The organism is Pseudomonas sp. DP-17 (assembly GCF_022380625.1).
GTDB classification, from domain to species: Bacteria; Pseudomonadota; Gammaproteobacteria; order Pseudomonadales; family Pseudomonadaceae; genus Pseudomonas; species Pseudomonas nitroreducens_A.
This window is the reverse complement of record NZ_JAKSXG010000001.1, coordinates 727624-753165: the sequence shown is the minus strand read 5'-3', so window position 1 is coordinate 753165 and position 25542 is coordinate 727624. Positions and strand designations below refer to the sequence as shown.

Annotated in this window: 22 protein-coding genes; 10 read left to right on the top strand and 12 right to left on the bottom strand. The window is 62.0% G+C overall.

What is annotated here, in order from left to right; translation table 11 throughout:
• Nucleotides 1-18: 18 nt before the first annotated feature.
• Nucleotides 19-4038, top strand: coding sequence for an ATP-dependent RNA helicase HrpA (gene hrpA, locus MJ122_RS03580; protein WP_239742343.1), 4020 nt, complete (start codon nt 19-21; stop codon nt 4036-4038).
• Nucleotides 4039-4218: 180 nt separating this feature from the next.
• Here the strand turns inward: hrpA and MJ122_RS03575 are convergent, their stop codons facing one another.
• Nucleotides 4219-4923 (bottom strand): glutathione binding-like protein, encoded by a 705-nt coding sequence (locus MJ122_RS03575; protein WP_239742340.1) that lies wholly within the window; start codon nt 4921-4923, stop codon nt 4219-4221.
• A 153-nt stretch (nt 4924-5076) separates the two neighbouring features.
• On the opposite strand from MJ122_RS03575, the gene MJ122_RS03570 reads away from it, so the two are divergent.
• The gene (locus tag MJ122_RS03570) at nt 5077-5514 is read left to right on the top strand and encodes an HIT family protein (protein ID WP_017522192.1); all 438 of its coding nucleotides are present in this window, start codon (nt 5077-5079) and stop codon (nt 5512-5514) included.
• A 19-nt stretch (nt 5515-5533) separates the two neighbouring features.
• Here MJ122_RS03570 and MJ122_RS03565 read toward each other — a convergent pair whose 3' ends face one another.
• Complete coding sequence (locus tag MJ122_RS03565) at nt 5534-5953, bottom strand: hypothetical protein (RefSeq protein ID WP_017522191.1); 420 nt, start codon at nt 5951-5953, stop codon at nt 5534-5536.
• A gap of 174 nt (nt 5954-6127) precedes the next feature.
• Here MJ122_RS03565 and MJ122_RS03560 point away from each other — a divergent pair, with 174 nt between their 5' ends.
• Entirely contained in the window at nt 6128-7192 is a 1065-nt protein-coding gene (locus MJ122_RS03560) for a GGDEF domain-containing protein (RefSeq protein ID WP_239742338.1), read from the top strand.
• Here MJ122_RS03560 and MJ122_RS03555 read toward each other — a convergent pair.
• Both MJ122_RS03555 and MJ122_RS03550 read right to left on the bottom strand, forming a co-directional pair.
• Complete coding sequence (locus MJ122_RS03555; RefSeq protein WP_239742336.1) at nt 7174-8217, bottom strand: acyltransferase; 1044 nt, start codon at nt 8215-8217, stop codon at nt 7174-7176. The two genes, MJ122_RS03560 and MJ122_RS03555, sit on opposite strands and share 19 nt — an antisense overlap.
• 87 nt (nt 8218-8304) lie before the next feature.
• A complete protein-coding gene (locus tag MJ122_RS03550; RefSeq protein ID WP_239742334.1) occupies nt 8305-9489 on the bottom strand; it encodes an MFS transporter in 1185 nt (394 codons plus the stop codon).
• 104 nt (nt 9490-9593) lie between these two features.
• Between MJ122_RS03550 and MJ122_RS03545 the strand changes: the two genes are divergently transcribed.
• On the top strand, nt 9594-10496 hold the full coding sequence (locus tag MJ122_RS03545; RefSeq protein ID WP_239742332.1) for a LysR family transcriptional regulator: 903 nt from the start codon (nt 9594-9596) through the stop codon (nt 10494-10496).
• 1 nt (nt 10497) lies between these two features.
• Here the strand turns inward: MJ122_RS03545 and MJ122_RS03540 are convergent, their stop codons facing one another.
• Nucleotides 10498-11010, bottom strand: coding sequence for an ankyrin repeat domain-containing protein (locus tag MJ122_RS03540; protein WP_239742330.1), 513 nt, complete (start codon nt 11008-11010; stop codon nt 10498-10500).
• 424 nt (nt 11011-11434) lie between these two features.
• Between MJ122_RS03540 and MJ122_RS03535 the strand changes: the two genes are divergently transcribed.
• The 3 genes from MJ122_RS03535 to MJ122_RS03525 are packed head-to-tail and all read left to right on the top strand — an operon-like array spanning nt 11435 to nt 13400.
• Nucleotides 11435-12556 carry a beta-ketoacyl-ACP synthase III gene (locus MJ122_RS03535; protein ID WP_088419829.1) on the top strand — a complete coding sequence of 374 codons (1122 nt, stop codon included), beginning with the start codon at nt 11435-11437 and terminating at the stop codon, nt 12554-12556.
• On the top strand, nt 12556-13167 hold the full coding sequence (locus MJ122_RS03530; RefSeq protein ID WP_239742818.1) for an RNA polymerase sigma factor: 612 nt from the start codon (nt 12556-12558) through the stop codon (nt 13165-13167). The genes MJ122_RS03535 and MJ122_RS03530 overlap by 1 nt, the downstream gene beginning before the upstream one ends.
• On the top strand, nt 13161-13400 hold the full coding sequence (locus MJ122_RS03525; RefSeq protein WP_088419765.1) for a zf-HC2 domain-containing protein: 240 nt from the start codon (nt 13161-13163) through the stop codon (nt 13398-13400). Before MJ122_RS03530 ends, MJ122_RS03525 begins: the two co-directional genes overlap by 7 nt.
• A 215-nt stretch (nt 13401-13615) precedes the next feature.
• Here MJ122_RS03525 and MJ122_RS03520 read toward each other — a convergent pair whose 3' ends face one another.
• A complete protein-coding gene (locus tag MJ122_RS03520; RefSeq protein WP_088419767.1) occupies nt 13616-14530 on the bottom strand; it encodes a DedA family protein/thiosulfate sulfurtransferase GlpE in 915 nt (304 codons plus the stop codon).
• A gap of 299 nt (nt 14531-14829) precedes the next feature.
• Here MJ122_RS03520 and MJ122_RS03515 point away from each other — a divergent pair, with 299 nt between their 5' ends.
• Entirely contained in the window at nt 14830-16146 is a 1317-nt protein-coding gene (locus MJ122_RS03515) for an OprO/OprP family phosphate-selective porin (RefSeq protein ID WP_239742328.1), read from the top strand.
• Nucleotides 16147-16248: 102 nt separating this feature from the next.
• Here the strand turns inward: MJ122_RS03515 and MJ122_RS03510 are convergent, their stop codons facing one another.
• Nucleotides 16249-16713 (bottom strand): GNAT family N-acetyltransferase, encoded by a 465-nt coding sequence (locus tag MJ122_RS03510; RefSeq protein ID WP_239742326.1) that lies wholly within the window; start codon nt 16711-16713, stop codon nt 16249-16251.
• Nucleotides 16714-16858: 145 nt separating this feature from the next.
• On the opposite strand from MJ122_RS03510, the gene MJ122_RS03505 reads away from it, so the two are divergent.
• Both MJ122_RS03505 and MJ122_RS03500 read left to right on the top strand, forming a co-directional pair.
• Nucleotides 16859-17998: an acyl-CoA dehydrogenase family protein gene (locus MJ122_RS03505; protein ID WP_239742325.1), complete on the top strand. Its 1140-nt coding sequence runs from the start codon at nt 16859-16861 to the stop codon at nt 17996-17998.
• Nucleotides 17999-18040: 42 nt separating this feature from the next.
• The gene (locus tag MJ122_RS03500) at nt 18041-19222 is read left to right on the top strand and encodes a CaiB/BaiF CoA-transferase family protein (RefSeq protein ID WP_239742323.1); all 1182 of its coding nucleotides are present in this window, start codon (nt 18041-18043) and stop codon (nt 19220-19222) included.
• 6 nt (nt 19223-19228) lie between these two features.
• On the opposite strand, the gene MJ122_RS03495 is transcribed toward MJ122_RS03500, so the two are convergent.
• The 5 genes from MJ122_RS03495 to MJ122_RS03475 all read right to left on the bottom strand — a co-directional run bounded on the left by MJ122_RS03495 (nt 19229) and on the right by MJ122_RS03475 (nt 25484).
• Nucleotides 19229-19726 (bottom strand): SprT family zinc-dependent metalloprotease, encoded by a 498-nt coding sequence (locus MJ122_RS03495; RefSeq protein WP_088419775.1) that lies wholly within the window; start codon nt 19724-19726, stop codon nt 19229-19231.
• Between the two features lie 165 nt (nt 19727-19891).
• Nucleotides 19892-20488 (bottom strand): Yip1 family protein, encoded by a 597-nt coding sequence (locus MJ122_RS03490; protein WP_088419777.1) that lies wholly within the window; start codon nt 20486-20488, stop codon nt 19892-19894.
• 160 nt (nt 20489-20648) lie between these two features.
• On the bottom strand, nt 20649-21245 hold the full coding sequence (locus MJ122_RS03485; protein WP_239742321.1) for a DNA-J related domain-containing protein: 597 nt from the start codon (nt 21243-21245) through the stop codon (nt 20649-20651).
• Nucleotides 21246-21581: 336 nt separating this feature from the next.
• Nucleotides 21582-24287: a hypothetical protein gene (locus MJ122_RS03480; protein ID WP_239742319.1), complete on the bottom strand. Its 2706-nt coding sequence runs from the start codon at nt 24285-24287 to the stop codon at nt 21582-21584.
• Nucleotides 24288-25484 (bottom strand): SIR2 family protein, encoded by a 1197-nt coding sequence (locus MJ122_RS03475; RefSeq protein WP_239742317.1) that lies wholly within the window; start codon nt 25482-25484, stop codon nt 24288-24290. It abuts the gene before it with no gap.
• Between the last annotated feature and the right edge of the window lie 58 nt (nt 25485-25542).

The following is a 25542-nucleotide window of genomic DNA, read 5'->3' as shown; positions in this document are numbered from 1 at the left end:
CTGATGCCCGCGAAGCCGATGACCACAGACAGTACGCCGACCCCCGAACAGCTCCTGCAGCGCATGGACCACGCGATGATCCGCGACCGCCATCGCCTGCGCCGGCAGCTACACGAACTGCGCAAACACCCCGACGAAGCCAGGCTCGCCCAGTGGGCAGAGCGCTTCCAGGCCTCCTGCGCCAAGGTCGAGGCGCGCCGCGCGAGCATTCCGAAGATCCGCTACGACGACAGCCTGCCGATTGCCGCCAAGCGCGACGAGATCAAGGCCGCGCTGGAAAAGAGCCAGGTGGTGGTGATCGCCGGCGAGACCGGCTCGGGCAAGACCACCCAGCTGCCGAAGATCTGCCTGGAGCTGGGGCGCGGCACTCACGGCATGATTGGCCACACCCAGCCGCGCCGGCTGGCTGCGCGTAGCGTGGCCACCCGCGTCGCCGAGGAAATCGGAACACCGCTGGGTTCGCTGGTCGGCTACCAGGTGCGCTTCGAGGACCAGAGCGACGAAAGCACGCTGATCAAGCTGATGACCGACGGCATCCTGCTGGCCGAAACCCAGCACGACCGTTACCTGGAACGCTACGACACGATCATCGTCGACGAAGCCCACGAACGCAGCCTGAACATCGACTTCCTGCTCGGCTTCCTCAAGACGCTGCTGCCGCGCCGGCCCGATCTCAAGCTGATCATCACCTCGGCCACCATCGACCTGGAGCGGTTTTCGAAACATTTCGGCGATGCGCCCATCGTCGAAGTTTCCGGCCGCACCTATCCGGTGGAAACCTGGTACCGCCCGCTGGCGGCGGAAGTGGACGAGGACGGCGAAGCGCTGTTCGACGACCTCTCCGTGGACCAGGGCATCCTCCGTGCGCTGGACGAGATCGCCGCCCATGAGCGCGAGATCGGCAAGCGCCCCGGCGACGTGCTGGTATTCCTCCCCGGCGAGCGCGAAATCCGCGATGCCGCCGACATGCTGCGCAAGGCCAACCTGCGCCACACCGAAGTGTTGCCGCTGTATGCGCGCCTGACGCCGGCCGAGCAGCAGAAGATCTTCGCGCCCATGCCAGGGCGCAAGATCGTGCTCGCCACCAACGTCGCCGAGACCTCGCTGACCGTGCCGGGCATCCGCTACGTGATCGACAGCGGCACCGCACGCATCAGCCGCTACAGCTACCGCGCCAAGGTCCAGCGCCTGCCCATCGAGGCCGTCTCGCAAGCCAGCGCGAACCAGCGCAAGGGCCGTTGCGGCCGGGTCGAGCCGGGCATCTGCGTGCGCCTGTACAGCGAGGAAGATTTCAACGGCCGCCCGGCCTTCACCGATCCGGAGATCCTGCGCACCAACCTGGCGGCGGTGATCCTGCAGATGCTGCATCTGCGCCTGGGCGACATCGAGGCCTTCCCCTTCATCGAGCCGCCGGACGGCAAGGCGATCAACGACGGCTTCACCCTGCTGCAGGAACTTTCGGCAGTGAACCGCGAAGGCCAGCTGACGCCGCTGGGGCGCCAGCTCGCGCGCCTGCCCATCGACCCGCGCCTGGGCCGCATGCTGCTGGAGGCGGCGCAATTGGGCAGCCTGCCGGAAGTGCTCACGGTGGCCAGCGCGCTGTCCGTGCAGGACCCGCGCGAGCGGCCGATGGATCGCCAGCAGGCCGCCGACCAGGCTCACGCACAGTGGAAGGACCCGGACTCGGACTTCGCCGCGCTGATCAATCTCTGGCGCGGCTTCGAGGAGCAGCGCCAGGCGCTGGGCTCCAACCCGCTGCGCACCTGGTGCCGGAAGAATTTCCTGAATTACCTGCGCCTGCGCGAGTGGCGCGACGCGCACCGCCAGCTGACGCTGATCTGCAAGGAATTGCAGTTGCCCTTCGGCGCCAAGCCTGAGGGTACCCAGCGCAAGAACGAGCCCGCCCGCGAGCAGGCCAAGCCGCACGACAATCGTGGCCGCCAACCGGTCGCCAAGGCGGATGAACCGAAGGCCCGCGACATCGACTACGCCGCCGTGCACAAGGCGATCCTCTCCGGCCTGCTCAGCCAGATCGGGCAGAAAGCAGAGGAGGGCGACTACCTCGGCGCGCGCCAACGGCGCTTCTGGATTCACCCCTCCAGCGTGATCGGTCGCAAGAAGCCGCAGTGGATCATGGCCGCCGAGCTGGTGGAGACCACCAAGTTGTTCGCCCGCATGGTCGCGAAGATCGAGCCGGACTGGCTGGAACCGTTGGCCGGACACCTGGTGAAGAAGAATTACCTGGAGCCGCACTGGGAAAAACGCCGTGGCCAGGTGGTGGCCTATGAACAGGTCACCCTCTACGGCCTGATCATCATCGGTCGCCGCCCGGTTAACTACGGCCCCATCGATGCGCCGGTGTCCCGCGAGATGTTCATCCGCGAGGCGCTGGTGCGCGGCGAGATCAACAGCCGCGCCAAGTGCCTGTCGGCCAATCGCCAGTTGCTGGAGAAGCTCGACGAGCTGGAAGCCAAGGCGCGTCGGCGCGACATCCTCGCCGACGAGGAAACCCTGTTCGCCTACTACGACGAACGCCTGCCGGCGGACATCTACCAGTCCGCCAGCTTCGAGAAGTGGTACGAGCGCGAGCACAAGGCGAAACCGGACCTGCTGATCATGCGCGAGGAAGATGTCCTCGCCCGCGACGCCAGCGAAGTCACCGCTGGCCTCTATCCGGACCGCCTGCGCCTGGGCGACCTGCAGCTGCCGCTCACCTATCACTTCGAGCCGGGCCACGTGCGTGACGGCGTGACCGTGCGCGTCCCGGCGCCGCTACTGCCGCAGCTGCCCGCCGAACGCCTGGAATGGCTGGTACCGGGCCTGTTGGAAGCCAAGTGCATCGAGCTGGTGCGCAGCCTGCCCAAGGCGATCCGCAAGAATTTCGTGCCGGTGCCGGACTTCGTCCGTGCCGCGTTGGGCAAGATGGTCTTCGCCGAGGGCGCGTTGTCCGAATCCCTCGGCCGCGAGCTGCAGCGCATGACCGGCAGCCGCGTGCCGGAAGAGGCCTGGGCGGAAGCCGAGACCCAGGTGGAAAGCCACCTGCGGATGAATATCGAGGTGGTCGACGCCCGGGGCAAGTTCCTCGGCGAAGGCCGCGACCTGGCCGAACTCACCGCGCGTTTCGCCGAGGCCAGCCAGGCCGCGCTGGCGATCCCGCAGGCGGACAAGCCGCAAAAAGCGGTGGAAGCCAAGGGCTTTGGCGAGGTGGCGGAAAAGGTCCAGCAGAAGGTCGCCGGGCTGTCGATGACGGTCTACCCGGCGCTGGTGGAAGAGGCCGGCGTGGTGAAGGAGAACCGCTTCCCGACCCAGGCCGAGGCCGACTACCAGCACCGCCGCGCCCTGCAGCGACTGCTGCTGCAACAGCTGGCCGAGCCGGCCAAGTTCCTGCGCAGCAAGCTGCCCGGGCAGACGGACATGGGCCTGCTCTACCGCGAGCTGGGCCGGGTCGAGTCGTTGGTGGAGGACATTCTGCTGGCCAGCCTGGACAGCGCCATTCTCGACGGCGAGAAAGGCCTGCCGCGCGATGGCGCCGGGCTCGCATCACTGGCCGAGAAGAAGCGCGGCGCCTGGACCGAGCACGCCGAACGCATCGCCCGCCTGACCCTGGAGATCCTCAAGCTCTGGCATGGCCTGCAGAAGCGCTTCAAGGGCAAGATCGACCTCGCCATGACGGTGCCGCTCAACGACGTGAAGGGGCAGCTGGCCAAGCTGGTCTACCCCGGCTTCGTGCGCGACACGCCGCTGGAATGGCTCAAGGAATACCCGCGCTACCTGAAGGCAGTCGAGCAGCGCCTGGACAAGGTCGCAGGCCAGGTCCAGCGCGATCGCGTGTGGAGCGGCGAGATGGCCGGCTACTGGGAACAGTACTCGGCGCGCCTGGCCAAGCATGCCCAGGAAGGCAAGCGCGACCCGGAACTGATGATGTACCGCTGGATGCTGGAGGAGTACCGCGTCTCGCTGTTTGCCCAGCAACTGGGGACCAAGTTGCCGGTGTCGGACAAGCGTCTGTCCAAGCAGTGGAGCCAGGTCGAGGCCTGACTGCTGTTGCCCTTCGTAGGAGCGAGCTTGCTCGCGAACCGTGGTGCCAGGCTGGCTCCGGAGCTGTCTTGAGGAGGCACCCCTCTCCCTGAAGGGAGAGGGAACGCAGGCGATCCAATAGGCGAAGCCCCCGGCAAACATCCCTTCGCGAGCAGGCTCGCTCCTGCAGGGGGTGAATCCTCAATCGCGCTTCGGGATATTCAGCCCCCGCTGCACCGCCGGCCGCGCGAGGAAGCGCTCCAGCACGCGCTTGACGTTCTGGAAGTTGTCGAAGCCCACCAGTTCTCCGGCCTCGTAGAAACCGATCAGGTTGCGGATCCACGGGAAGGAGGCGATGTCGGCGATGGTGTAGCGCTCGCCCATGATCCAGTCACGGCCTTCGAGGTGGCGGTCGAGCACGGCCAGCAGGCGCCTGGCTTCGTCCACGTAGCGCTGTAGCGGACGCTTGTCCTCGTAGTCCTTGCCGGCGAATTTGTTGAAGAAGCCGATCTGGCCGAACATCGGGCCAATCCCGCCCATCTGGAACATCAGCCACTGCAGTGTTTCATAGCGGCCGCTGGCGCCGGGGGCGATCAGCGAGTCGGTCTTGTCGGCGAGATAGACCAGGATCGCACCGGACTCGAACAGCGCCAGTGGCTTGCCGTCCGGACCGTTGGGATCGAGGATCGCCGGGATCTTGTTGTTCGGGTTCAGCGAGAGGAACTCCGGGGACATCTGGTCGTTGCGCTCGAAGCTGACCAGGTGCGGCTCGTAGGGCAGGCCGAGCTCTTCCAGCATGATCGACACCTTCACGCCGTTGGGCGTGGGCAGCGAGTACAGCTGCAGGCGGTCGGGGTGTTCGGCGGGCCATTTGCGGGTGATGGGGAACGCGGAAAGGTCTGACATGCATACTCCGGTCAGGTGAGCGGGATCTTGAGTCGGTCCTCAGGATAGACCTCTGCGCGCCACCGGTCATGACCCGTGCGCGACAAACCGGTATGGTGCGGGCCCATAGACAATCAACCGGCCCCGATGCGGTCAATAGACAAGGAACCCAGCATGAGCCTGCAAGGCACCTACGATCCGCAGAACATCTTCGCCCAGATCATTCGTGGCGAGGCTCCCTGCTACAAGCTGTACGAGGACGACGACGTGCTCGCCTTCCTCGACCTGTTCCCGCAGTCCTACGGCCATGCGCTGGTGATTCCGAAGAATTCCCCGGCGCGCAACATCCTCGAGGTCGACCCCGATGCGCTGGCCAAGGTGATGCGCGTGGTGCAGCGCCTGACCGGCGTGATCGTCGAAGAGCTCAACCCCGATGGCGTGCAGATTGCCCAGTTCAACGGTGCGCCGGCCGGTCAGACGGTGTTCCACATCCACGTGCACATCGTCCCGCGCTATGCCGGCGAGGGCTTGGGTATCCACGCGGCGAACAAGGCCGATGCGGGGGAGCTGGAGAAGTTGCAGGCGCGCCTGGTTGCCCGTCTGAACGGCTGAGGCGCGCCCGGGACGGCGGTTACTCGACCGCCGGCTTGATGTCGAAACCGGTGCGGTTGTCGCTGACGATGCGGAAGGCGTTGTTGCCGCCCGGCTCCAGCGGTACCAGCAGTTCACGGCGCAGCATGGCCTTGCTGCACAGGCCTTCGCCGTCCTTGTCGCCGATGATGCCGACCACGTGCTTGCCCACCGGTACATGGAAGCTGGCCGACTCGCCCTTGCCGATGCGCGCGGCCACCTGGTGGTCGATGGTGAGGGCGACGTAGCAGCCGCCGCCGATGTAGCCCACGTCGCGGGTGACGTCGACCTTGACGCTGTCCTTGCCCGGTTGCTGGTAGGCCAGCAGGCGGTCGGTGGGGACGGGGTGGACTTCATCGGTCTGGTACGAAGCACAGCCGGAAAGCGCGAGCAGGGACAGGACGGCAAGGATCGAACGCATAGACTTCCTCCATGGACAATGCAGCCTAGGCTAGCCCATCCGCCCGGTTTCCGTCGGCTTGGCTACGCGTTGTGGGAAATTGGAGTAGTCTTCTGAGGACGTGAATCGGGCTGGAGCGCCCGGATGCCGCCATTTCGGCCGACCCGCGGGCGGTCGAGCCAAGGAGCAGGGCCGATGCACCGCAACAGCGATCCCGACCACCTGTTCGAGTCCAGCACCGGACCCACCGGGCTGGAAGAGGCGGACCATCGCCTGTTGATGCGGCTGATCTTCGCCTGCACCGGGGCGACCCTGGGGGTGTTCTCGATCCTGCAGTATCTCGCCGGCAACCTGTGGCTGTCCGGCGCGGAGCTTGTGACCTGCGGCTTGCTGCTGTGGGCGGCCCATCGGCTCAAGCGGGTCCGCCGGCTGGTGCCCTGGATCATTGCCTACCTGTTGCCGACCTTCTGCTTCATCCTCTACATCATCGTCATGCCCAATGCATCAGCCACGGCCTTCGTCTGGGTCTACCTGATGCCGGTGATGGCCTACCTGCTGCTGGGCAAGTGGCGCGGCTTCCTGCTCGCCGTGCCGTTCATGCTGGCCGCCACGCTCATGTACCTGCACGCCAACCGCCTGCGCCTGGATGCCCCGGGGCTGATCGACATCGGCAACGGCATCTTCTGCGGCATACTGGTGATTGCTTTCATGCATGTCTATGAGGAGCGTCGCGCCGCCGCCTACAAGCAGCTGCGGCGCCTGGCGCTGACCGATGCGCTGACCGGCGTGGCCAGTCGCGAGAGCTTCCAGCGCACGTTGCGGCGCTGCATCCAGGAGGCGGCGCGCTATGAGACGCGGCTGGTGCTGGTGGTGCTGGACGTCGACCACTTCAAGAACATCAACGACCAGTGGGGCCACGATGCCGGCGACAAGGCGCTGCAACACCTGTGCAATCGCCTGCGTTACCGTCTGCGCGCCACTGACCTGATCGGCCGGCTGGGGGGCGAGGAGTTCGGCCTGCTGCTGCCCTTCACCGACCGCTTCGACGCCAAGCCGCTGGTGGAGTCCCTGCGCCGGGACATCGACGAGGCGCCGCTGGTGTACCACGGTGAGCGCATCGAGATTTCCGCCACCTTCGGCCTCGCCGAATGGCCGGCGGACGGCCTGGATGCCGACGAACTCTATCGCTGCACCGACCGCCGTCTGTATCGCGGCAAGGCTGAAGGGCGTAACCGCCTGGTCTACAGCGACCCCGCCTGAGCGCGCTTCGCCGCCAGCGGCTCGGCGATGCGCGCATAGGCAGCGCGCAGCTGACGTGCCATCTTCCGTTCCACCCATTCGTAGCTCAGCCAGGACAACAGCAGGATCGCCGGGACGCTGAGGCCCAGTGTCTGATACGGCGTCAGGCCCAGTCGTTCGTGCAGCCAGTAGGCTGCCAGCCAGAGCACGATGACGTGCAGCAGGTACACCGAATAGGACCAGTCGCCCAGCGCGTGCAGCACCCGGCTGCGCTCGAACAGCGGCTCCAGCGCCACGCACGCGGCCAGCAGCGCGGCGGCAGGCAGGCCCCAGGTCAGCAGGCGCCAGGGATGGTCGGCGGGGAACAGCGCGATGGTCGCGACCGCTCCGACGGCCATCAGCAGGGCCAGCGGCCGGGGCCAGCCCAGCCAGCCGCGCCGGTAGAGCGTCGCCAGGCCCAGGCCAAGGAGGAACTCGAAGATGATCGGGTTGCGGTAGAAGTTGCTCAGCCACGGCTCGCGCGCCAGCACCTGCGCCACCAGCAGCACCAGGGCGGTCACCAGCCATGGGCGCCAGCGTTCGGCAACCAGGAAGGAAAGGGCGAACAGGCCGTAGAAGAGCATCTCGAAGTTCAGCGTCCAGCCCACCGGCAGCACCGGGTACAGGCCGAAGCCGCCGGGGTTTTCGCTGGGGATGAACAGCAGCGAGAGCAGCAGCGACCTGCCGCCGACGCCGTAGATCGGCATCACGTCGGCAAAGGCATGGATGATCAGTGCGGTGATCGCCGTGTACAGCCAGTAGGCCGGAGCCACACGGGCCAGGCGCTGGACCAGGAAAGTCAGTGGCGACATTGGCCGGCCGGCGCTGGAGAGGTGGATCACGAAGCCACTCAGGACGAAGAAGATGTCCACCCCGACCTGGCCGCGGGTGGAGAGAAGCCGGCCGCCGAGGCTGTCGGCGCGGAAATCGAAGAACACCTGCATGAAGTGATGGAACACCACCAGCCAGGCGGCCAGTGCCCGTAGTGCCTGAAGCGAAACCAGCATGGGTGGGCGAGTCCTCCGTCGGCGGATAAAAGAAAGGGGCGCGACTTTGCGCGCCCCTTTCCTCGACAGTAGGGTTTCGCCGATCGTTCACCGGGCCTGCTGGACGGTCGCCGCGGCCATGGCCGGTTCACGCTCCAGGCGCAGGCACAGCAGCGCGGTGGCGATGGCCGCGATCGGCAGCAACGCGCCCACCCAGGGCAATGCCGCCAGGCCCGGCCCGTGGTCGATGGTCAGGCCGCCGAGCCAGGCGCCCAGCGCGTTGCCCAGGTTGAACGCGGCGATGTTGAAGCTCGCCGCGACACTCTGGCCGGCGCCGTGAGCCTTCTCCAGTACCCACATCTGCAGCGGCGGCACAGTGGCGAAACCGGCGGCGCCGAGCAGGGCGATGAAGACCACCACGGCGACCTGGTTCTGCAGCGCGAAGCTCATCAGGCCCATGACCACCGCCAGGGCCACCAGACTGCCGAGCAGCGCGGGCACCAGCCGGCGGTCCGCCAGTTTTCCACCCAGCAGGTTGCCCAGCACCAGGCCGCCGCCGAACACCAGCAGCACCGGCGACACCGCGCTTTCGGAGAAGCCGGCCAGGCGGGTCAGCAGCGGCGACACATAGCTGAATACGGTGAACACACCGCCGAAGCCGAGCACGGTGGTCAGCAGGCCGAGCAGCACGGCGGGGCGCTTGAGCACGCGGAAGTCGTCGCGCAGGTTACCGGCGATGGGCGGGGCACTGTTGCGCGGTAAATACCCAGCCAGGATCGCCAGGGCCAGCAGGCCGATGCCGGTCACCACCCAGAAGGCCGCGCGCCAGCCATACAACTGGCCGAGCCAGGTGCCCAGCGGAACGCCGAGGATGGTGGCGACGGTGAGGCCGGTGAACATCAGCGCGATGGCCGAGGCACGACGCTGGGGCGGCACCAGGCTGGTGGCGACCACCGAACCGACGCCGAAGAAAGTGCCATGGGCAAAGGAAGTCAGCACCCGCGCCGCCATCAGCGTGGCGTAGTCCGGCGCCAGGGCGCAGGCAAGATTGCCCAGGGTGAAGATCACCATCAGTCCCAGCAGGGTGCGGCGCTGCGGCCAGCGCGCGGTGAGGGCGGTGAGCAGCGGCGCGCCGAGCACCACCCCCAGCGCATAGCCGGAAATCAACAAGCCGGCGGCGGAGATGGACACGCCGAAATCCTGGCCGACCTCCAGCAGCAATCCCATGATCACGAATTCGGTAACGCCGATGCCAAAGGCACCGGCGGTCAAGGCGTACAAGGCAATGGGCACGGTGGCTCTCCCGAAAGGGTTCGAAGAATGGGCGCCACCTTATCCCCCCGCGCATTGCTGATATAGACTGCCTAAGAGCAAATAACCTGTGAATTGAATTCAAGATGGCCCGGCCCGACGTCAACCGCTTCGGCGAAATGGAAGTGTTCATCCGCGTGGTGGAAACCGGCGGTTTTACCGCCGCCGCGCAGCAGTGCGGCATGACCCCCTCGGCGGTGAGCAAGCTGGTGGCGCGCCTGGAGGATCGCCTCGGCGCGCGACTGTTCAACCGCTCCACGCGGCGCCAGCAGCTCACGGCCGAGGGCGCCGCCTTCCATGAGCGCAGCCTGCGCATCCTCGCGGATCTCGATGAAGCCGAACGCGAAGCCTCGGCCAGCGCCGAGCCGCAGGGGCGGGTGCGGATCAGCTGCAACCTGCCGGTGGGGCGGCAGTTCCTGATTCCCGCGCTGCCGCTGTTCTTCGAGCGCTACCCCGGCGTGAACCTCGACCTGCAACTGACGGATGAGGTGGTGGACCTGCTGGAGGTGCGCGCCGACGTTGCCATCCGCAGCGGGCCGTTGCGGGACTCGCGACTGGTGGCGCGCTCACTGGGCGAGTCGGGACACCGCATCGTCGCCGCGCCGGCTTACATCGCGTGCCGCGGAGCGCCGCAGCATCCGCGCGAGTTGGCCGAACACAATTGCCTGGGCTTCAGTTACCGGCGCATCGAACCGGATTGGCCATTCCTCGGCGCGCAGGCAGGCGACCCGGAGCCCAGCGGCAACCTATTGGCCAGCGACGGCGACAGCGTGCGCCATCTGGCGTTGGCGGGGTTAGGGCTGGCGCGGCTGGCGGAATTCCAGGTGCGCGACGACCTGCTCGCCGGGCGACTGGTCGCGGTGCTGGAAGCCTTCAACCCCGGCGACCGCAAGCCGATGCACGCCCTCTACCTCGGCAAACCGGGGCACCTGCCCGCTCGGGTGCGCGCGGTGCTCGATTTTCTCGCCGAGCATGTGCGCATCGACTGATTCAGGCGGCTTCGAGCAGCGCCAGGGTATCGGCGGCGCCCATCATCTTCGCCGCGGCCATTGCCGTCAGGCCGCTGGCGTCGCGGGCGTCGCGGTCGGCGCCATGCTCCAGCAGGCAGCGGACGATGTCCGGGCGATTGAACATGGCGGCCATCATCAGCGCAGTCTTGCCGTCGGGGGAGGCGCCTTCTACTTCGGCGCCACGGCTGAGGAGCAGTCGCACCATCTCCAGATCGCCCTTGAAAGCGGCGCCGGCAAGGGGCGTCTGCCCGGCGTTGTTGCGCAGATCCGGGTCGGCGCCATGGTCGAGCAGTACGCCCACGGTATCGTGGTGGCCGTAGTAGCTTGCCAACATCAGCAGGCTGTCACCCTTGTGGTTGCGCAGATTGGCCGGCAGGCCCTGCTGCAACAGTTCCTTCAGACGCGGAGTATCCCCCTGGCGAGCAAGGTCGATCACCTGGTTGGCGAATTCCAGGGTCTGTTCGTCCATTTCCGGGCGGCTTTCTGCACTCATCCTGAAGTCTCCTTGGCAAATTCGGGAATGCACTGAAGGATAAGGACTAGCGCGCCTGGGCGCGCCAACACTCTGTCTATGGTGTCGGTGGAAATTTTCAATCCGTTGCTCCAGCACAGGCGTGGCGTGATTTATGTCCATGATCTTGCGTAAATGCCGCCCTCGCACTGCGACTTTTCGGCGAAAATTGCAGCATAATCAGCGATCAGCGGTTGCACCCTGGGTGAAACCGCAAACCGCCGGGCGGGCAAAGGTGCCCACCGCCGGTGGGAGTGGCACACTGCCCTGTTGCGGGGATCGCCATCCCGAAGCCTTCGCGCCAGGACGCGGAGCGACGACTATCCAGTGCCGGCCGATGGGCGGGCACCTTGATGCCTAACCTTGCCGCCCGGCCCGGCGGCGCAGATTGAGAAGAGGATTGACCGTGCATAAAGTCGTGATCAGCGGAACCGGCCTGTATACCCCGCCGTTCAGCATCTCCAACGATGAACTGGTGGAATCCTTCAACAGCTACGTCCGCAGTCACAATGAGCAGAACGCCGAAGCCATCGCCAAGGGCGAGATCGAGGCGCTGTCCGAATCCAGCTCCGCTTTCATCGAGAAGGCCTCCGGCATCAAGAGTCGCTTCGTGGTGAACAAGGAAGGCATCCTCGATCCGCAGCGCATGGCGCCGCGCATTCCGGAGCGTTCCAACGAGGACTGGGGCATCCTCTGCGAGATGGCGACCGCCGCCGCGAAACAGGCCCTGCAGCGCGCCGGCCGTACTCCCGAAGACATCGACGGGGTGATCGTCGCCTGCTCCAACCTGCAGCGCGCCTACCCGGCGGTGGCCATCGAAGTGCAGGCCGCCCTTGGCATCCAGGGCTTCGGCTACGACATGAACGTCGCCTGCTCCTCGGCCACCTTCGGCATCCAGGCCGCGGTGAACAGTGTGCAGTTGGGCCAGGCCCGCGCGATCCTGATGGTCAACCCGGAAATCTGCACCGGCCACCTGAACTTCCGTGACCGCGACAGCCACTTCATCTTTGGTGACGCCGCCACCGCCGTGGTCATCGAGCGCGCCGACCAGGCCACCAGCGAACACCAGTTCGATGTGGTGAGCACCAAGCTGCTGACCCAGTTCTCCAACAACATCCGCAACAACTTCGGCTTCCTCAACCGCGCGGCGGAGGAGGGCATCGGCAGCCGCGACAAGCTGTTCGTGCAGGAAGGCCGCAAGGTGTTCAAGGACGTCTGCCCGATGGTGGCCGAGCTGATCGGCGAGCACCTGGCGCAGAACGATATCCCGGTCAGCGACGTGAAACGCTTCTGGCTGCACCAGGCCAACCTGAACATGAACCTGCTGATTACCCGCAAGCTGCTCGGCCGCGATGCCGAGGCCCACGAAGCGCCGGTAATCCTCGATACCTACGCCAACACCAGCTCCGCCGGCTCGGTCATCGCCCTGCACAAGTACCAGGACGACCTGCCCGCCGGCTCCATCGGCGTGCTGAGCTCCTTCGGCGCCGGTTACTCCATCGGCAGCGTGATCCTGCGCAAGCGCTGATCGTGTCCGCCGACGACAGCGAGCTGTTGTCACGCCTGCTGGCCGGTGACCAGCAGGCCTTCCGCACCCTGGTAGCCACCTACCAGGGCGCGATGCGCGCCGTGGCCATTGCCATCGTCGGCGCCGCCCATGCCGACGAAGTGGTGCAGGATGCCTGGCTCGCCGCCGTGCGCAACCTGGACGGCTTCCAGGGCCGCTCAAGCCTCAAGACCTGGCTGCTGACCATCACCGCCAATACCGCCAAGTCCCGTCTGCGCAAGGTTCGCCGCGACGTTTCGCTGGACGAGCTGCCCGCGCCCCACGGCAGCATCGATGATTCCCGCTTCGCCGCCGACGGCCACTGGAGCCCGGCGCCGCTGGCCTGGCACGAGGATTCGCCCGAGGCCCTGCTGGCCGAGGACGAACTGCGCCAGTGCCTGGAAAACACCCTGCTGAGCCTCTCCGAACTGCAGCGCAGCGTGTTGCTGCTGCGTGAACGTCAGGGGCTGGAGCTGGAGGAAATCTGTAATCTGCTGGAGGTTTCGCTCTCCAATGTCAGGGTGCTTCTGCATCGCGCGCGGCTGAAGGTGTTCGCCAGCGTCGAACACTTCGAGGAGACCGGGGAATGCTGACCTGCAAGGAACTGGTGGCACGCTCCAGCGACCTGCTGGACGAACAGCTGGGCTGGCGCGAGAAGCTTGCGCTGCGCCGGCACCTGCTGCTGTGCCGCCATTGCCGGCGTTACCTGCGGCAGATGCGCCTGACCCGGGCAACCCTGCGCTTGCTGCCGGAGTCGCCGAGTCCCGATTCGGAACGCCTGGCCGACCATCTCGCTGAGTTGCGTCGGGACAGCGCGCGCCGCTGAAAACGACAGAATTAAGCGGTCAGCGCAGGATGAGCATGTCGTAGGATGGGTGGAGCGCAGCGATACCCATGCTGACTGTGCTTCGGATTGATGGGTATTGTTACGCTCCACGCCATCCTACTCAAGCACTTACCGGATACGCCCGAGTGATGCCGATCCTTCAGGGGCGGGCCATGCCGCGATCGCCTCTGCAGCACACTCTTGCAGCAAAATCCTCAGCTCAGACTTTGAGCCCGCCATGCATCCAGCCCGCCCGACAGCGCCCAGGTGCGCGGGTGTCCGAAGGCCTGCAACCGCTCCGCCAGCATCGCCGCGGAAAGCTCGTGGGGGCAGGCGCAGTAGATCACCACGTCCTTGTCTTCCAGGCTGCCACGCAGTTCGTCGAGCGCGCCGTCCAGGCTGAAGGCGATGGAACCGGGAATCGCCTCGTCATCGAACTGTGCCCGCACATCGAGGATCAGTGGCGGCTCGCCAGCATCCAGGCGCGCTCGTAGCTCGCCCACGCTGATGCGTGGAATCCGCGAGGTGCGCTTGAGCAGGCTGTAGCGCTGCCAGAGCTTCCAGGCGATGAACAGTGCGAAGGCGCCGAGCAACGCCGCGCCGCCGACGCTGGCGTACTCGGTAAGCCAGTCGAGGATGCGGTCCACCGCACTGCTGAAGATGCTTCCGAGCATCAGCGCGGAGCCGGCCCACAGCGCCGCGCCGGCGAAGTCGTAGGCGAGGAAGCGCGACAGCGGCGTGCCGGTCATGCCGGCCATGGTGGTGGTGAGCGCGCTGGCGCCGGGGAGGAAGCGCGAGATCAGCAAGGCACGCGGGCCGATGCGCAGGTAAAGACTCTGGCTCTGGCGAATGCAGCTGTCCGGCGACAGCGAAACCTTGCACACGCTGCGCAGCATGAAGCCCCCATAGTGCCGCCCGGCGCAGAACCAGATCAGGTCGGCAATCAGGCACGCGCACACGGCCACCGCCAGAGCCTGTCCCAGCGGCACGCCGCTGCCTTGCAGCGCCAGGGCACCGGCGACGATCAGCGCAGGGTAGGCCGGAATCGGCAGGCCCAACTGCTCGAGCAGGACGTTGAAGAACAGCAGGGTGAGGCCGTGCTGCTGGATCAGGGGTTGCAGTTCGTGCATGGCGAAGCCTGAGCGGGAAGGTCTTCCAGGGAGGGCGTCAGCATACCGGCAAAGTGGACTTCAGAAAGTGTCTGAAAGCCTAGTGGGAAGCGGCTTAGGACCTTTATGCCATAAAGAAATCAAAAGTTCCTTTGTAATAAAAGTTTTATCTACGAGCAACTGATCTGAAATAACCCCTCGCCAAGATTCCCAGCAACACAAACGGGGGCCGCCAGAACGGCCTGTGCGAGTCCTTGGGGGGCGCGCAGCAGCCAGGCACTCGGCGTGTTCAACGCAAATACCATTAAGGGGAATCTTCGATGATCCGTAAGCACTTCGCCGGTTACGCCGCCACTGCCCTGGCACTGGCCGTTTCCGCCCAGGCTTTCGCAGGCACAGTCACCACCGATGGCGCCGATATCGTTATCAAGACCAAGGGCGGTCTTGAAGTTGGCACCACCGACAAAGAATTCAGCTTCAAGCTCGGTGGCCGTCTGCAAGCGGATTACAGCCGCTTCGATGGTTTCTACACCAAGAACGGCAACAACGGTGACGGCGCCTACTTCCGCCGTGCGTACCTGGAGCTGGGCGGCGTCGTCTACAAGGACTGGAAATACCAGATCAACTACGACATGTCCCACAACTCCGGTAACTCTGACAACGGTTACTTCGACGAAGCTTCCTTCAGCTACACCGGTTTCAGCCCGGTTACCCTGAAGTTCGGCCGCTTCGACCCGGACTTCGGCCTGGAAAAAGCCACCAGCTCCAAGTGGGTGACTGCCACCGAGCGTACCTCCGCGTACGAACTGGCTGACTGGATCAACACCCACCAGGACGGCATGGGTGCCCAGGTTGGTGGCGTCGTCGCCAACATGGCTTACCTGGACGCTGGCGTATTCGCCAAGGACGCCGATGACACCGACGGCGACAGCGTCAAGCAGTTCAACTTCCGCGGTGTATTCGCTCCGCTGAACACCGACGGCAACGTCCTGCACGTTGGCGTGGACTACGCCTACCGTGACCTGGACGACACCGCCTTCGACTCCCGCATCCGTCCCCGTCTGGGCATGCGTGGCATCGCCACCAACGGCGGTAACGACGCCGGCGACAATGGCAACCGCGCGACCTTCGGCGGCGCCACCCTGAGCCCGGCCGGTTCCTACAAGGACGATTCCACCTGGGGCGCAGAATTCGCCTACGCCATCGGCCCGTTCTCGGCCCAGGCCGAATACCTCAAGCGCAAGCTGAAGGCTGATGCCGACGCTTACGAAGACATCAAGGCTGACGGCTACTACGGCCAACTGGCCTACACCATCACCGGTGAATCCCGCGTGTACAAGCTCGATGGCGCCAAGTTCGACACCATCAAGCCGGCCAACAAGGAAATCGGTGCCTGGGAAGTCTTCTACCGTTACGACCACATCAAGGTCGATGACCCGAACGTGGTCGTGGCTACCGCCACCCGCGACGTCGGCGACACCAAGGCCAGCACCAACACCGTGGGTGTGAACTGGTACGCCAACGAAGCGGTGAAAGTTTCCCTGGACTACGTTCACGTCAGCACCGACGGCATTCGCAACGCCAACGGCGACGACGACGGCAACGGTGTCGTGACTCGTCTGCAGTACGTGTTCTAAGAACGACCGCTCTACCGTTTGACTCCTTTGTGTGAACCCCTGCCTCGGCGGGGGTTTTTTTATACGCGTTCGCAAAGGAACGGACGTTCTACAGGGGGCAGGTCAGCGAAAGTTGGGGCCTGCGGGCCGACGCTGGAATTCGAATTCGAGCAGCTCATCGAATGGATTGCCCATTTCCAGTCGCGTCCAGCCCAGCTTGATGAGGAACGCCAGCGCTGCCGGGTTGTCCGGCTTCACGCTGGCCCGCCACAAGGGGCTGCTCTGCAGTTCCGGCCGGCTCATCACCAGCGTCATCACCGCGCGCCCGATGCCCGAGCTGCGTAACGCCGGGCGCACGGCGAGGTCGGTAACGAAGTAGTACGGACGCGCCGGGGTGGGCAGGCAAATCCCCACCACCGCGACCAGCAGGCCGCCACGCAGGATGCTGTACTGGGCCTTGTCCGAATCCTTCAGCACCTGTTCCAGCCAGTACCGATCCATCGGGCCCAGTTGCGCGTCGAGCAGCGGGTCGTCGAACCAGCTTTCGTACAGTGGAATGTCCTCCGGCTGGAAAGGGCGAATCTGCATGCGGGCGCTCTCCGGTGCAGCTTTGGGAAGTTTCACACTCGCATCTGCTGGGCGATTGCGTCAATCGACCCTGAGCGCTCGCGTCATTGAGGCGGCGCGCGGCCAGCACCTACCCTGCGGGCACTCAACCCACCGGGAGTCGACCATGCTGCGCAATCACTTCGAGACCGAGCACAACCTGTTCCGCGATGCGTTCCGATCCTTCCTCAACAAGGAAGTGGTGCCTCACCAGGAGGAGTGGGAGGAAGCCGGCGTGGTGGACCGCAGTGTCTGGCGCAAGGCGGGGGAGATGGGCTTCCTGTTGCCCTGGGCGGAAGAAGAGTACGGCGGAACCGCTCTGAAGGATTTCCGCTACGAACAGATCATGTGTGAGGAATTGGCCGCCATCAACGAGCCGGGCTTCATGATCCCGCTGCACTCGGCGCTATGCGGTCCTTACATCGCCGAATACGGCAACGCCGAGCAGAAGGCTCGCTGGCTGCCGGGGATCATCCGTGGCGAGAGCATTCTGGCGGTGGCGATGACCGAGCCTTCGGCGGGCTCGGACCTCGCTGGCATGCGCACAACGGCAGTGGACAAGGGCGACCACTTCGTCCTCAACGGTTCCAAGGTCTTCATCTCCAACGGCCTGCTGGCGGACCTGGTGATAGTCGCGGCCAAGACCGACCCGGCGAACAAGCACGCCATGGGGCTGTTCGTGGTCGAGCGCGGCATGGAAGGCTTCGAGCGTGGGCGCAACCTGAAGAAGCTGGGCATGAAGAGCCAGGACACCGCCGAGCTGTTCTTCAACAACGTGAAGTTGCCTAAGGAAAATCTGCTCGGCGACGCCAAGGGTGGTTTCTTCTACCTGATGAACATGCTGGCGCAGGAGCGCCTGACCAACGCCTGCGGCGCGGTGGCCGGCGCCGAGGCTGCGCTGAACGCGACCGTCGACTACGTGAAGGAGCGCAAGGCCTTCGACCGCCCGGTGGCGCATTTCCAGAACACCCGCTTCAAGCTCGCCGAGATGCGCACGCAGATCGACGTGGCGCAGGTCTTCACCGACCGCTGCGTGATGGACCACAACCAGAAGAAGCTCACCCCCGAGGTGGCCGCCGAGGCCAAGCTGTTCACCACCGAACTGCTGTGCAAGGTGGTCGACGAGGGTGTGCAACTGCATGGCGGCTGGGGTTACATGTGGGAATATCCGATCTGCAAGATGTACGCGAACGCGCGCATCCAGCGCATCTTCGCCGGCACCTCGGAGATCATGAAAGAGATCATCAGCCGCGGCATGAAGCTCTGAGGCCCGGCGCCCACGCATCGATTGAGCGAAACAGGAGTGCCCATGAACGGTCCGCTCGCCTCCCTGAAGATCCTCGATTTCTCCACCCTGCTGCCGGGGCCGTTCGCCTCGCTGCTGCTGGCCGACATGGGTGCCCAGGTGCTGCGGGTGGAATCGCCCACGCGCATGGACCTGGTGCGCGTGCTGCCGCCGCATGTAGACGGGACCTCCGCCAGCCACGCCTATCTCAACCGCAACAAGCGCTGCATCGCGCTGGACCTGAAGCAGGCCGAGGCAGTGGAGGTGGTGAAGCAACTGGTGCAGGAGTACGACATCGTGCTGGAGCAGTTCCGCCCCGGCGTGATGGACAAGCTCGGCGTGGGCTACGAGGCGCTCAAGGCGATCAACCCGAAGCTGATCTATGTCTCGATCACCGGCTATGGTCAGACCGGCCCGTTCCGTGACCGCGCCGGACACGACATCAACTACCTGGCGCTGGCCGGTGTGGCCAGCTACACCGGCCGCCGCGAGAGCGGCCCGTTGCCTCTGGGCGTGCAACTGGCGGACATCGGTGGCGGTTCGCTGCATGGCGTGATGGGCCTGCTGGCGGCGGTCATCCACCGGCAGCAGACGGGGGAGGGGCAACAGGTCGACGTGAGCATGACCGACTGCGCCTTCAGCCTGCACGGTATGGCCGGCGCGGGCTATCTCGCGGCGGGGGTGGAGCCGGAGATGGAAGGTCTCGCGCTCAACGGCGGCAGCTTCTACGATTACTACCGAACTCGCGATGGTCGCTGGTTCTCGGTGGGCAGCCTGGAGCCGCAGTTCATGCAGCAATTCTGCGCCGCCATCGGACGCCCGGAGCTGGCCGCGCGCGGGTTGTCGCCCAAGCCGGAGGACCAGCAGGCGCTCAAGCGAGAAATTTCCATCGAGTTCGAGAAACATGACTTCAGCCAATGGCAGAAGCGCTTCGCCGCGCTGGACGCCTGCGTCGAGCCGATGCTGTCGCTGGCCGAGGCGGTGGAGCATCCGCAGTTGGTCGAGCGCGGCGCGGTTACCCAGGTGCCCAATGGCAAGGGCGGTGAGCAGCGGCAGATGGCCTGCCCGATCCGCTTCTCCGCCGGTCTCCCCGAGCCGCGCCACATCGGCGCCGCACTGGGCGCACACACGGCTGAGGTGATGGCGGAGCTGGGCTATTCGGCCGAGCAGGTCGAGGCGTTGAAAGCGGCGAAGGTCATCGCCTGATTCGCATCATTCGCGGCGGGTTTCGCCGGTGAAGATCAGCGTCGCGCGGCAGCGCCGGCAGTAGTAGCGGCGGCCCTGTGCGACCAGGTTGTGGCGCTGGGACGAAAAGGGGAATTCATTGCCTTCGCCGCAGTGGCAGCGATACAGGTAGCGGGTAGAGCGGCGGCGCTTGATCTCGTACGTGTGGCAGCGATCAGGCGGCAGGCCGTAGATACCGCGCATGATCAGCTGCCACTCCTCGCCATGGGGGCGGATGCGCGGGCCGAACATCTGGTGGGCGATCAGGTGCGCCACCTCATGGGCCACGGTCTGCTGCAGGAAGTGTTCGTGGTTTTCCCGGTACAGCTGCGGGTTGAAGCGCAGCAGGTTTTCATCCAGGTGGGCGACGCCGGCCTTCTGGCCGCGTAGCCGGAAGCTCACTTCCGGGCGGGGAAAGCGCCGCTGGAAGAAGGCTTCGGCCTGCTGGTAGCAGGCTTCGACGCGAGCGTTGAGCTGTTCAGGCATACAGTGGTTCTCCGACGGGGGCAGATTATGCCGCAGTCGAAGCGCCGGTGGAGGATTTCTCGCGGCCGCTCGTCCGGGGTGCAGGTTCAGGCAAGCCGTAGGGCGTTTAGGCAAGCGAAAGGAAACCGGGCCACGAAGGGCCCGGTTTCCTTTGTAGAGGATGGATCAGGTGTATTCCGGGCCCACGCCGCTGCCCCAGAGGATGACCGACAGGGCCATCATCGCCACCAGCACCACCAGTCCTACCGCCAGCACCGAGCTTGAGAACAGGAAACCTTCATCCTTGTGGATGTTCATGAAGGTCGGGATGCCGACATAGAGCAGGTACACGGTGTAGCAGATCGCCGCTGTGCCGATGATCATGCCCAGCCACAGGTGCGGGTAAAGCGCCGCGAGGCCGCCGATGAACAGCGGGGTTGCGGTGTACGCAGCGAATACGATGCATTGGGTCAGCGATGGCGACGCGTCATAGGTGCGGGCCATCCAGTGGATGAAAGCGCCCATGATGGCGACGCCGGCGAGCATGGCGATGTAGGTCATGATGGTCAACTGGATGGCGCTGGCGGCTGTCAGCTTGACCGGTCCCGCACTGCCCAGCACCCAACCGACCTGCGTGGTGCCGATATAGGCCGAAATGACTGGAATGGCAGCGAGGATCAGGACGTGGGTCAGGTACATGTGGCTGATGGATTCTTCCTCGCCACGGATTTCCTGCCATTCCTGATCGGGATGGGTGAAGAGCCCCCACACATGATGGATCATGTCAGCATTCTCCTCTTCTTATAGAAGGTCGCCCCCCAGCGAGGCGCCGAATACGCGTAGCCAGCGTCATCCGGTGCCCGGCCGACCTATGCGACCTTAAGTCGCAGTATAGGAATGGCTGCAGGCCACGTCGTCCGTGGGGTTAGAGCAAATGGAAGTTTCACGGGCGGCTGTAATAGCGCTCCAGAATTTCCATGGCTTTATTGATCGACTGAAGGCGCGTGTTACTGCCACCGCGGTCGGGGTGGTGCTGGCTCACCAACTGGCGGTAGCGCAGCTTGATCAGTGCGTAGTCCACCGGCCCGTCTTCCAGCTCGAAGAGCGCCAGCGCGGCGGCCTTTTCCTCGTTGCCCTGCATGCGCGTCCAGAAGCTCTCCAGCAGCTTTTCCACGTCGTGTTCGGTGGTTTCCCTCAGATGCTTCTCGTCGAGGTAGTAGGCGCGGAGGGCGTCCTGCTCGCCGAGTGCCTGCACCCCGCTGATATAAGGACAGAGACGGATCGACAAAGGGCCGATCTCCAGGTGTGCGGCGTTCTCCTCCCACAGCCGGTCGCGCAGGCGATACAGCGCGTTGAACACCAGGAAATGGGTACGGAACAGCACCAGCTTGTCAGTCAGCGGCAGGTTGGGCACGTGGGTCGAGTGCCGAGCCTTCAAATGCTGGATCAGCTGGAATTCGGAGATTCCTTCAGTCGCTTCCTGCAGCAGCTGCAGGAGCTGGTCCGTCAGGTCGAGGGAAGATTCGAGATCAGGCGTCATGCTGTCAGATTAGCAGTAGCCCGATGGAGGGGCTGAGGTATGCGTCGCTTTGCGCGTAGAAATGCCTGCCAGTGTTTTTTGATGGATAGCGTCGGATAGGCCTTGATAGATCAGGGAAATGAGGATTGAGCACACGTTCGAGCCAGACTGCTTTGGATAGTAATTTGGAGCGAGATCGACACTTTTTCGACACCTGATAGTTAAGTAAGTTATCGTGAAAAGTTGAGCCTGGTAGGTAGGGAATCCTGCTCACACTGGAAAGTCGAAGCCACTATTACGTGTTCAGGCAGTCGTGGCGTTTCATCGGAACTCGCGTAAATGTCGTGTATATTTTTCTCAACTGCGTCGGGTTAGTGTCAATAGCCTCCGGTATAACGGGTTATCAACAAGGCTGGGATTTACTTTGCGTGCGTGCTCCATCGCCTCTGACAGGTCATATGGAACTACAGCACCGTCCAAATCGCTAATGGTTGCGTTAAGTAGGCGTATTAGTGCTGCCGCTTTGGGAGGACTATTAATAACGTCCATGCGCTTTTTCCCTTCGTTATCGCCAAAAAGGCCGTACTCAATCATCGACCAGCACTTGAATGGGACTAGGAAGCGTTCAATAGCTGATACTGCATTTTCGAACTCATTGCCCACCGTTGCAGGGAGGCTTGCTAGCTCGCTGCTTACGCCGGGAGTAGCGAGAGATCGCTCTTGAGGCCAGACCTTATCAAAGAATGGTTTGACGGCCGAGTTGAATAGTTCCTCTCTTGAGGAGGGTTTTGGGTTTGACGAGGATTTTTCAGCCATCTCGCTGACAAATTTTCTCACTGAGCCGGCAGCAAATGCGCGGACCTCATCGTCGATTACTCTAAGCAGTTGTTGGACTTTAAAGTATTCTATGGCAGGGCGTCTGTTGGATTTTATTGAGTGTAAACAGTCAATTATCAAACTAAATACTAAATTTTGTCTTGTCTCGCGTCCCAGTCGTTCATCGGCAGCGCGCGAAATCATCATATCGCCGATGATTTTTATGGTCTCTTTGAAGATTCTTCGCCGCGCAATCGAGCGCCAAAGTGCAAGTGATGCTGTGGAGTCCTCTTCCAATGGCCGAACTAGGTGGATTTTTGTCCATGCGGAGTCAGCATTCAGGAAGTAGCTGATAAACTCCACGAATCTGTGTTTAACAATAAGTCCACTTCGACCTTCTGCCGCAATCGCGGTGTCGCGCATTCGTTTAAGCTGGCTTCTTGGTTTAAATGGATTTTGGGGGTCGGGTGCCCTATTCCATAATGTAAAGAAGACGTCAAGCATACGCCCGACTGGGGTGTTGAGAGTGTCAAGATCTTCTGGCTCCTTCCTTGAAGAAGTCACCATTAGGTTGAGATTACTTTCCTCTTCAGTCGGTGTTTGTCCATTCGTTGTTTTAATGGCTATTGGCCAGATCTTGTACCAAGCGCGTAATCCTATCTTAGATTGGACTACGTGCTTGGCCCAAGCGCCAAGCCACGACGAAATTGCATCAGAGATAGGACTGATAGATTCAGTCGGAAGTTTGCTGATTAGCTGAAGGATTTCTTCTGCTTGAGCTTGCCTCTCTGCTTCGTCTATCTGTTCTGGGCGATGCTCCCAGCAGATGGACTCCAATACGCTTGGATAATCCTTGCCGCCTTCGTGGGCTGTTTGAAGCTCATTAATTATTTTGAGAAGATTTTTTTGCTCTCTTAGCCAGTCACCTGCCCTTCTTGATGAATCATCGTTCCAGCTCACTCGTTTTGTAGAAAGTGCACGCTGCAACTCAGCGAGGCGGGTTATTCCAGCCACTTCATCAAATTTCCTTTCGGGGTCGGGTTTTACCCATTCAGCACTACTTGCCTGCGGAAAACCTTCATCCTGATTCATCTTCCTTAATTCAGGATGGTCTGCAGCTCCCTCATTGAACCATTGGTGATCGATTTCAGAAATCTCTGCTCCCGAAAGTACGATGCGGTTTAGCTCTCTAAGTGCCCAGTATTTTCTCGCTCTAATAATTTCCTGTGAGTCTAGTCCTTTCCGCCAAAAACCTTTAGGAGGGCCTTTTCGAATACGAGATATTATCCTCCGCCGGTCTTCTATCATGAGGCCGTCAAATCGCAGAGCCCGCAAGGCGGTTATTTCTGGGAAAGCGTGCATATCCCAGAATTGCTCATCTTGTCTGCCTGCTAAAAACTCTGCCACTTCTGCGGGCGAGGCAAGTTCTTCGTTTTGGGCTAGGAATGCCCATAGTCGCATAAATATTATACTGTCCTTGCTTTTCCATCCCTTAACAACATTGCGGGCACGGTTTTTGTCTACCTCGAAAAGGTGCTTAACAACTGCACCTAAGAGTTTCACAGAAGGTGCAATTCCTGTCTTGTATTCATCAGGGTCTCTTTTGCCTTCATCCGCATACCAAACTTGCTCCAAGCCACCTAAGCGCCAGATTTGATTGTCGACATCCCAACCGACGCTTCTTGCGATCTCAATGCCGCGCTCAATTGATCTTTCAAGCCGCTGGGCGAGTGAAGCTAGAAATGGAGCCTGATTTATAGATTTGATATCTAAAATATTTAGATCAACTATTCCTCCGCTCACAATTTCTATGCTCAGGATGTCGTTGAAAGATTTTGGTTTTGAGGGGGTTCTCGGGGTTTTCTTATACCATCGATCAATTGGTTTGACGCTTAGTCTTGGGGCGACGAGGTTTACTATCTGACCTATCAAAGAGCTTGTTCTTTCTCCTTGGGCCAGCCTCTTTTTTATACCATATACCTCAATTGCCGGTCCTCTTTCTATATTTGACTCTTCCAGGGCTTCTTCAACAAGACGCCATGTTGTAGCCCATGGTTCGCCAAGCCCATGGATATCTTGCCAACTTAATATGTGCTTAATTGCAAGTAGTTCAGCGTGTCTGTCTTGGTTTAGTGCGAGGGCCCAGTTGACTGTTTCAAGTTCACTCATCCTATTTGACAAGAATAGAAGTGTTATGTCGAAAATCGCTCTATTTTTTTCATCTAAATACATGCTGGACTGATTCATTTAAATAGGCCCTCGTTCTGAGCTTATTTTTAAAATTGCATTCAGCCACTCGATTTCCGCACCGGCATTTGCAACTAGAGTTGTGAGGCGCTTTTTCTCATTAGTATTGCTCCGGCGGATTAGATGATCAAATAGGTCTCTATCCATGTCTTTGGATGTTTTCCTAGGAGTCTTAACTATTCTTCGGAGCTCTTTGTCTACTAGGCCGGGAACTCCGTTTATTGCAGAAAAGTCAGCCCAACGTTTGAAGGTGTCACGCAAAATAGAATGTCCATTTGCTGAGTCGTAGCTGATAGGGGTTATTCCTCTCGCCTTCCAATCCTCCAGTACTACAGGATCTGGGTTTTTTAGCCCCCAAAAAGTAAACCGCTCTTTTAAGTCCTCAAATCGAGTGTTGTCTGCGGCTACAGCATTAAGGAGATAGCGCATAGGAGGGTCGTTGGCGCTATAACCAATCAGAACTAAATTGAATAGACGTGCTGCGTCGTATATGAAGTCTGGGATGGTTCTGCGGCGTAGGTAGAACTCCCCGAAGTCTTGATCCGATAGAACAAACTCTGTCGATTGGCTATCTTTATTGTCTATCGCTCCATGTATATGAAGCACGCCGGAGAAATCTATACTTCTAGTAGGTCTAGGCATCGCGCCTAGAGAGAAAGTGGTTGCTTTCGATTTACGACGTTTCGCTTTTTCAAGAAGTAAATCAAAGTTCGTGGTTAGAATTGTTGAGGTGACTCCCCTATCGGCAAGTCTCATGAGGTATCTATGGATATCTACGGGCTTCTTATTGTCACCACGCAGTTGATTCGCTACAGCAGCTCTGACTTTGCTGTCTGATTTTGTTCTGCCGTCAAGTCTGCGTTCGAGCATTCCCAGGACCACATCATAATCTCCGAGTAGAAATCTCCGTGCCTCTGCTCGCTGAACATCATTCAGACTGGCTAGATTGACTTTTTTATTCTTCTCGTCGTCATACGTGAACTGCGAAATTACAGCGTGGGCGCCTGGGTCCAGTTGCTCATATACATCTACAACAAGCTTGCGGAAGTCTGGGAGCCCGGCTGGAATTGATATCCCGGCCCCGCAGATGAAAAGCACCTCTCCACGAGCGTGAGCTAAGAGGAGTCTTTCTGGGATCTGTGCTAGTCCGTCACCGAGTGCAATGACACGGTCTTCGATAGATACGTCTGTAGTCAAGCTTCAATCCCTTTCCGCTTGGTTTTGATTTCATGGATGGTGCACTGGTGAAGGGAAG

What these genes read in the sequence shown, in the direction of transcription:
- hrpA (WP_239742343.1), top strand. Translation starts at nt 19, where the DNA reads ATGACCACAGACAGTACGCCGACCCCCGAACAGCTCCTGCAGCGCATG.
- MJ122_RS03575 (WP_239742340.1), bottom strand. Translation starts at nt 4,923, where the DNA reads ATGTCAGACCTTTCCGCGTTCCCCATCACCCGCAAATGGCCCGCCGAA.
- MJ122_RS03570 (WP_017522192.1), top strand. Translation starts at nt 5,077, where the DNA reads ATGAGCCTGCAAGGCACCTACGATCCGCAGAACATCTTCGCCCAGATC.
- MJ122_RS03565 (WP_017522191.1), bottom strand. Translation starts at nt 5,953, where the DNA reads ATGCGTTCGATCCTTGCCGTCCTGTCCCTGCTCGCGCTTTCCGGCTGT.
- MJ122_RS03560 (WP_239742338.1), top strand. Translation starts at nt 6,128, where the DNA reads ATGCACCGCAACAGCGATCCCGACCACCTGTTCGAGTCCAGCACCGGA.
- MJ122_RS03555 (WP_239742336.1), bottom strand. Translation starts at nt 8,217, where the DNA reads ATGCTGGTTTCGCTTCAGGCACTACGGGCACTGGCCGCCTGGCTGGTG.
- MJ122_RS03545 (WP_239742332.1), top strand. Translation starts at nt 9,594, where the DNA reads ATGGCCCGGCCCGACGTCAACCGCTTCGGCGAAATGGAAGTGTTCATC.
- MJ122_RS03540 (WP_239742330.1), bottom strand. Translation starts at nt 11,010, where the DNA reads ATGAGTGCAGAAAGCCGCCCGGAAATGGACGAACAGACCCTGGAATTC.
- MJ122_RS03525 (WP_088419765.1), top strand. Translation starts at nt 13,161, where the DNA reads ATGCTGACCTGCAAGGAACTGGTGGCACGCTCCAGCGACCTGCTGGAC.
- MJ122_RS03520 (WP_088419767.1), bottom strand. Translation starts at nt 14,530, where the DNA reads ATGCACGAACTGCAACCCCTGATCCAGCAGCACGGCCTCACCCTGCTG.
- MJ122_RS03515 (WP_239742328.1), top strand. Translation starts at nt 14,830, where the DNA reads ATGATCCGTAAGCACTTCGCCGGTTACGCCGCCACTGCCCTGGCACTG.
- MJ122_RS03510 (WP_239742326.1), bottom strand. Translation starts at nt 16,713, where the DNA reads ATGCAGATTCGCCCTTTCCAGCCGGAGGACATTCCACTGTACGAAAGC.
- MJ122_RS03505 (WP_239742325.1), top strand. Translation starts at nt 16,859, where the DNA reads ATGCTGCGCAATCACTTCGAGACCGAGCACAACCTGTTCCGCGATGCG.
- MJ122_RS03500 (WP_239742323.1), top strand. Translation starts at nt 18,041, where the DNA reads ATGAACGGTCCGCTCGCCTCCCTGAAGATCCTCGATTTCTCCACCCTG.
- MJ122_RS03495 (WP_088419775.1), bottom strand. Translation starts at nt 19,726, where the DNA reads ATGCCTGAACAGCTCAACGCTCGCGTCGAAGCCTGCTACCAGCAGGCC.
- MJ122_RS03490 (WP_088419777.1), bottom strand. Translation starts at nt 20,488, where the DNA reads ATGATCCATCATGTGTGGGGGCTCTTCACCCATCCCGATCAGGAATGG.
- MJ122_RS03485 (WP_239742321.1), bottom strand. Translation starts at nt 21,245, where the DNA reads ATGACGCCTGATCTCGAATCTTCCCTCGACCTGACGGACCAGCTCCTG.
- MJ122_RS03480 (WP_239742319.1), bottom strand. Translation starts at nt 24,287, where the DNA reads ATGAATCAGTCCAGCATGTATTTAGATGAAAAAAATAGAGCGATTTTC.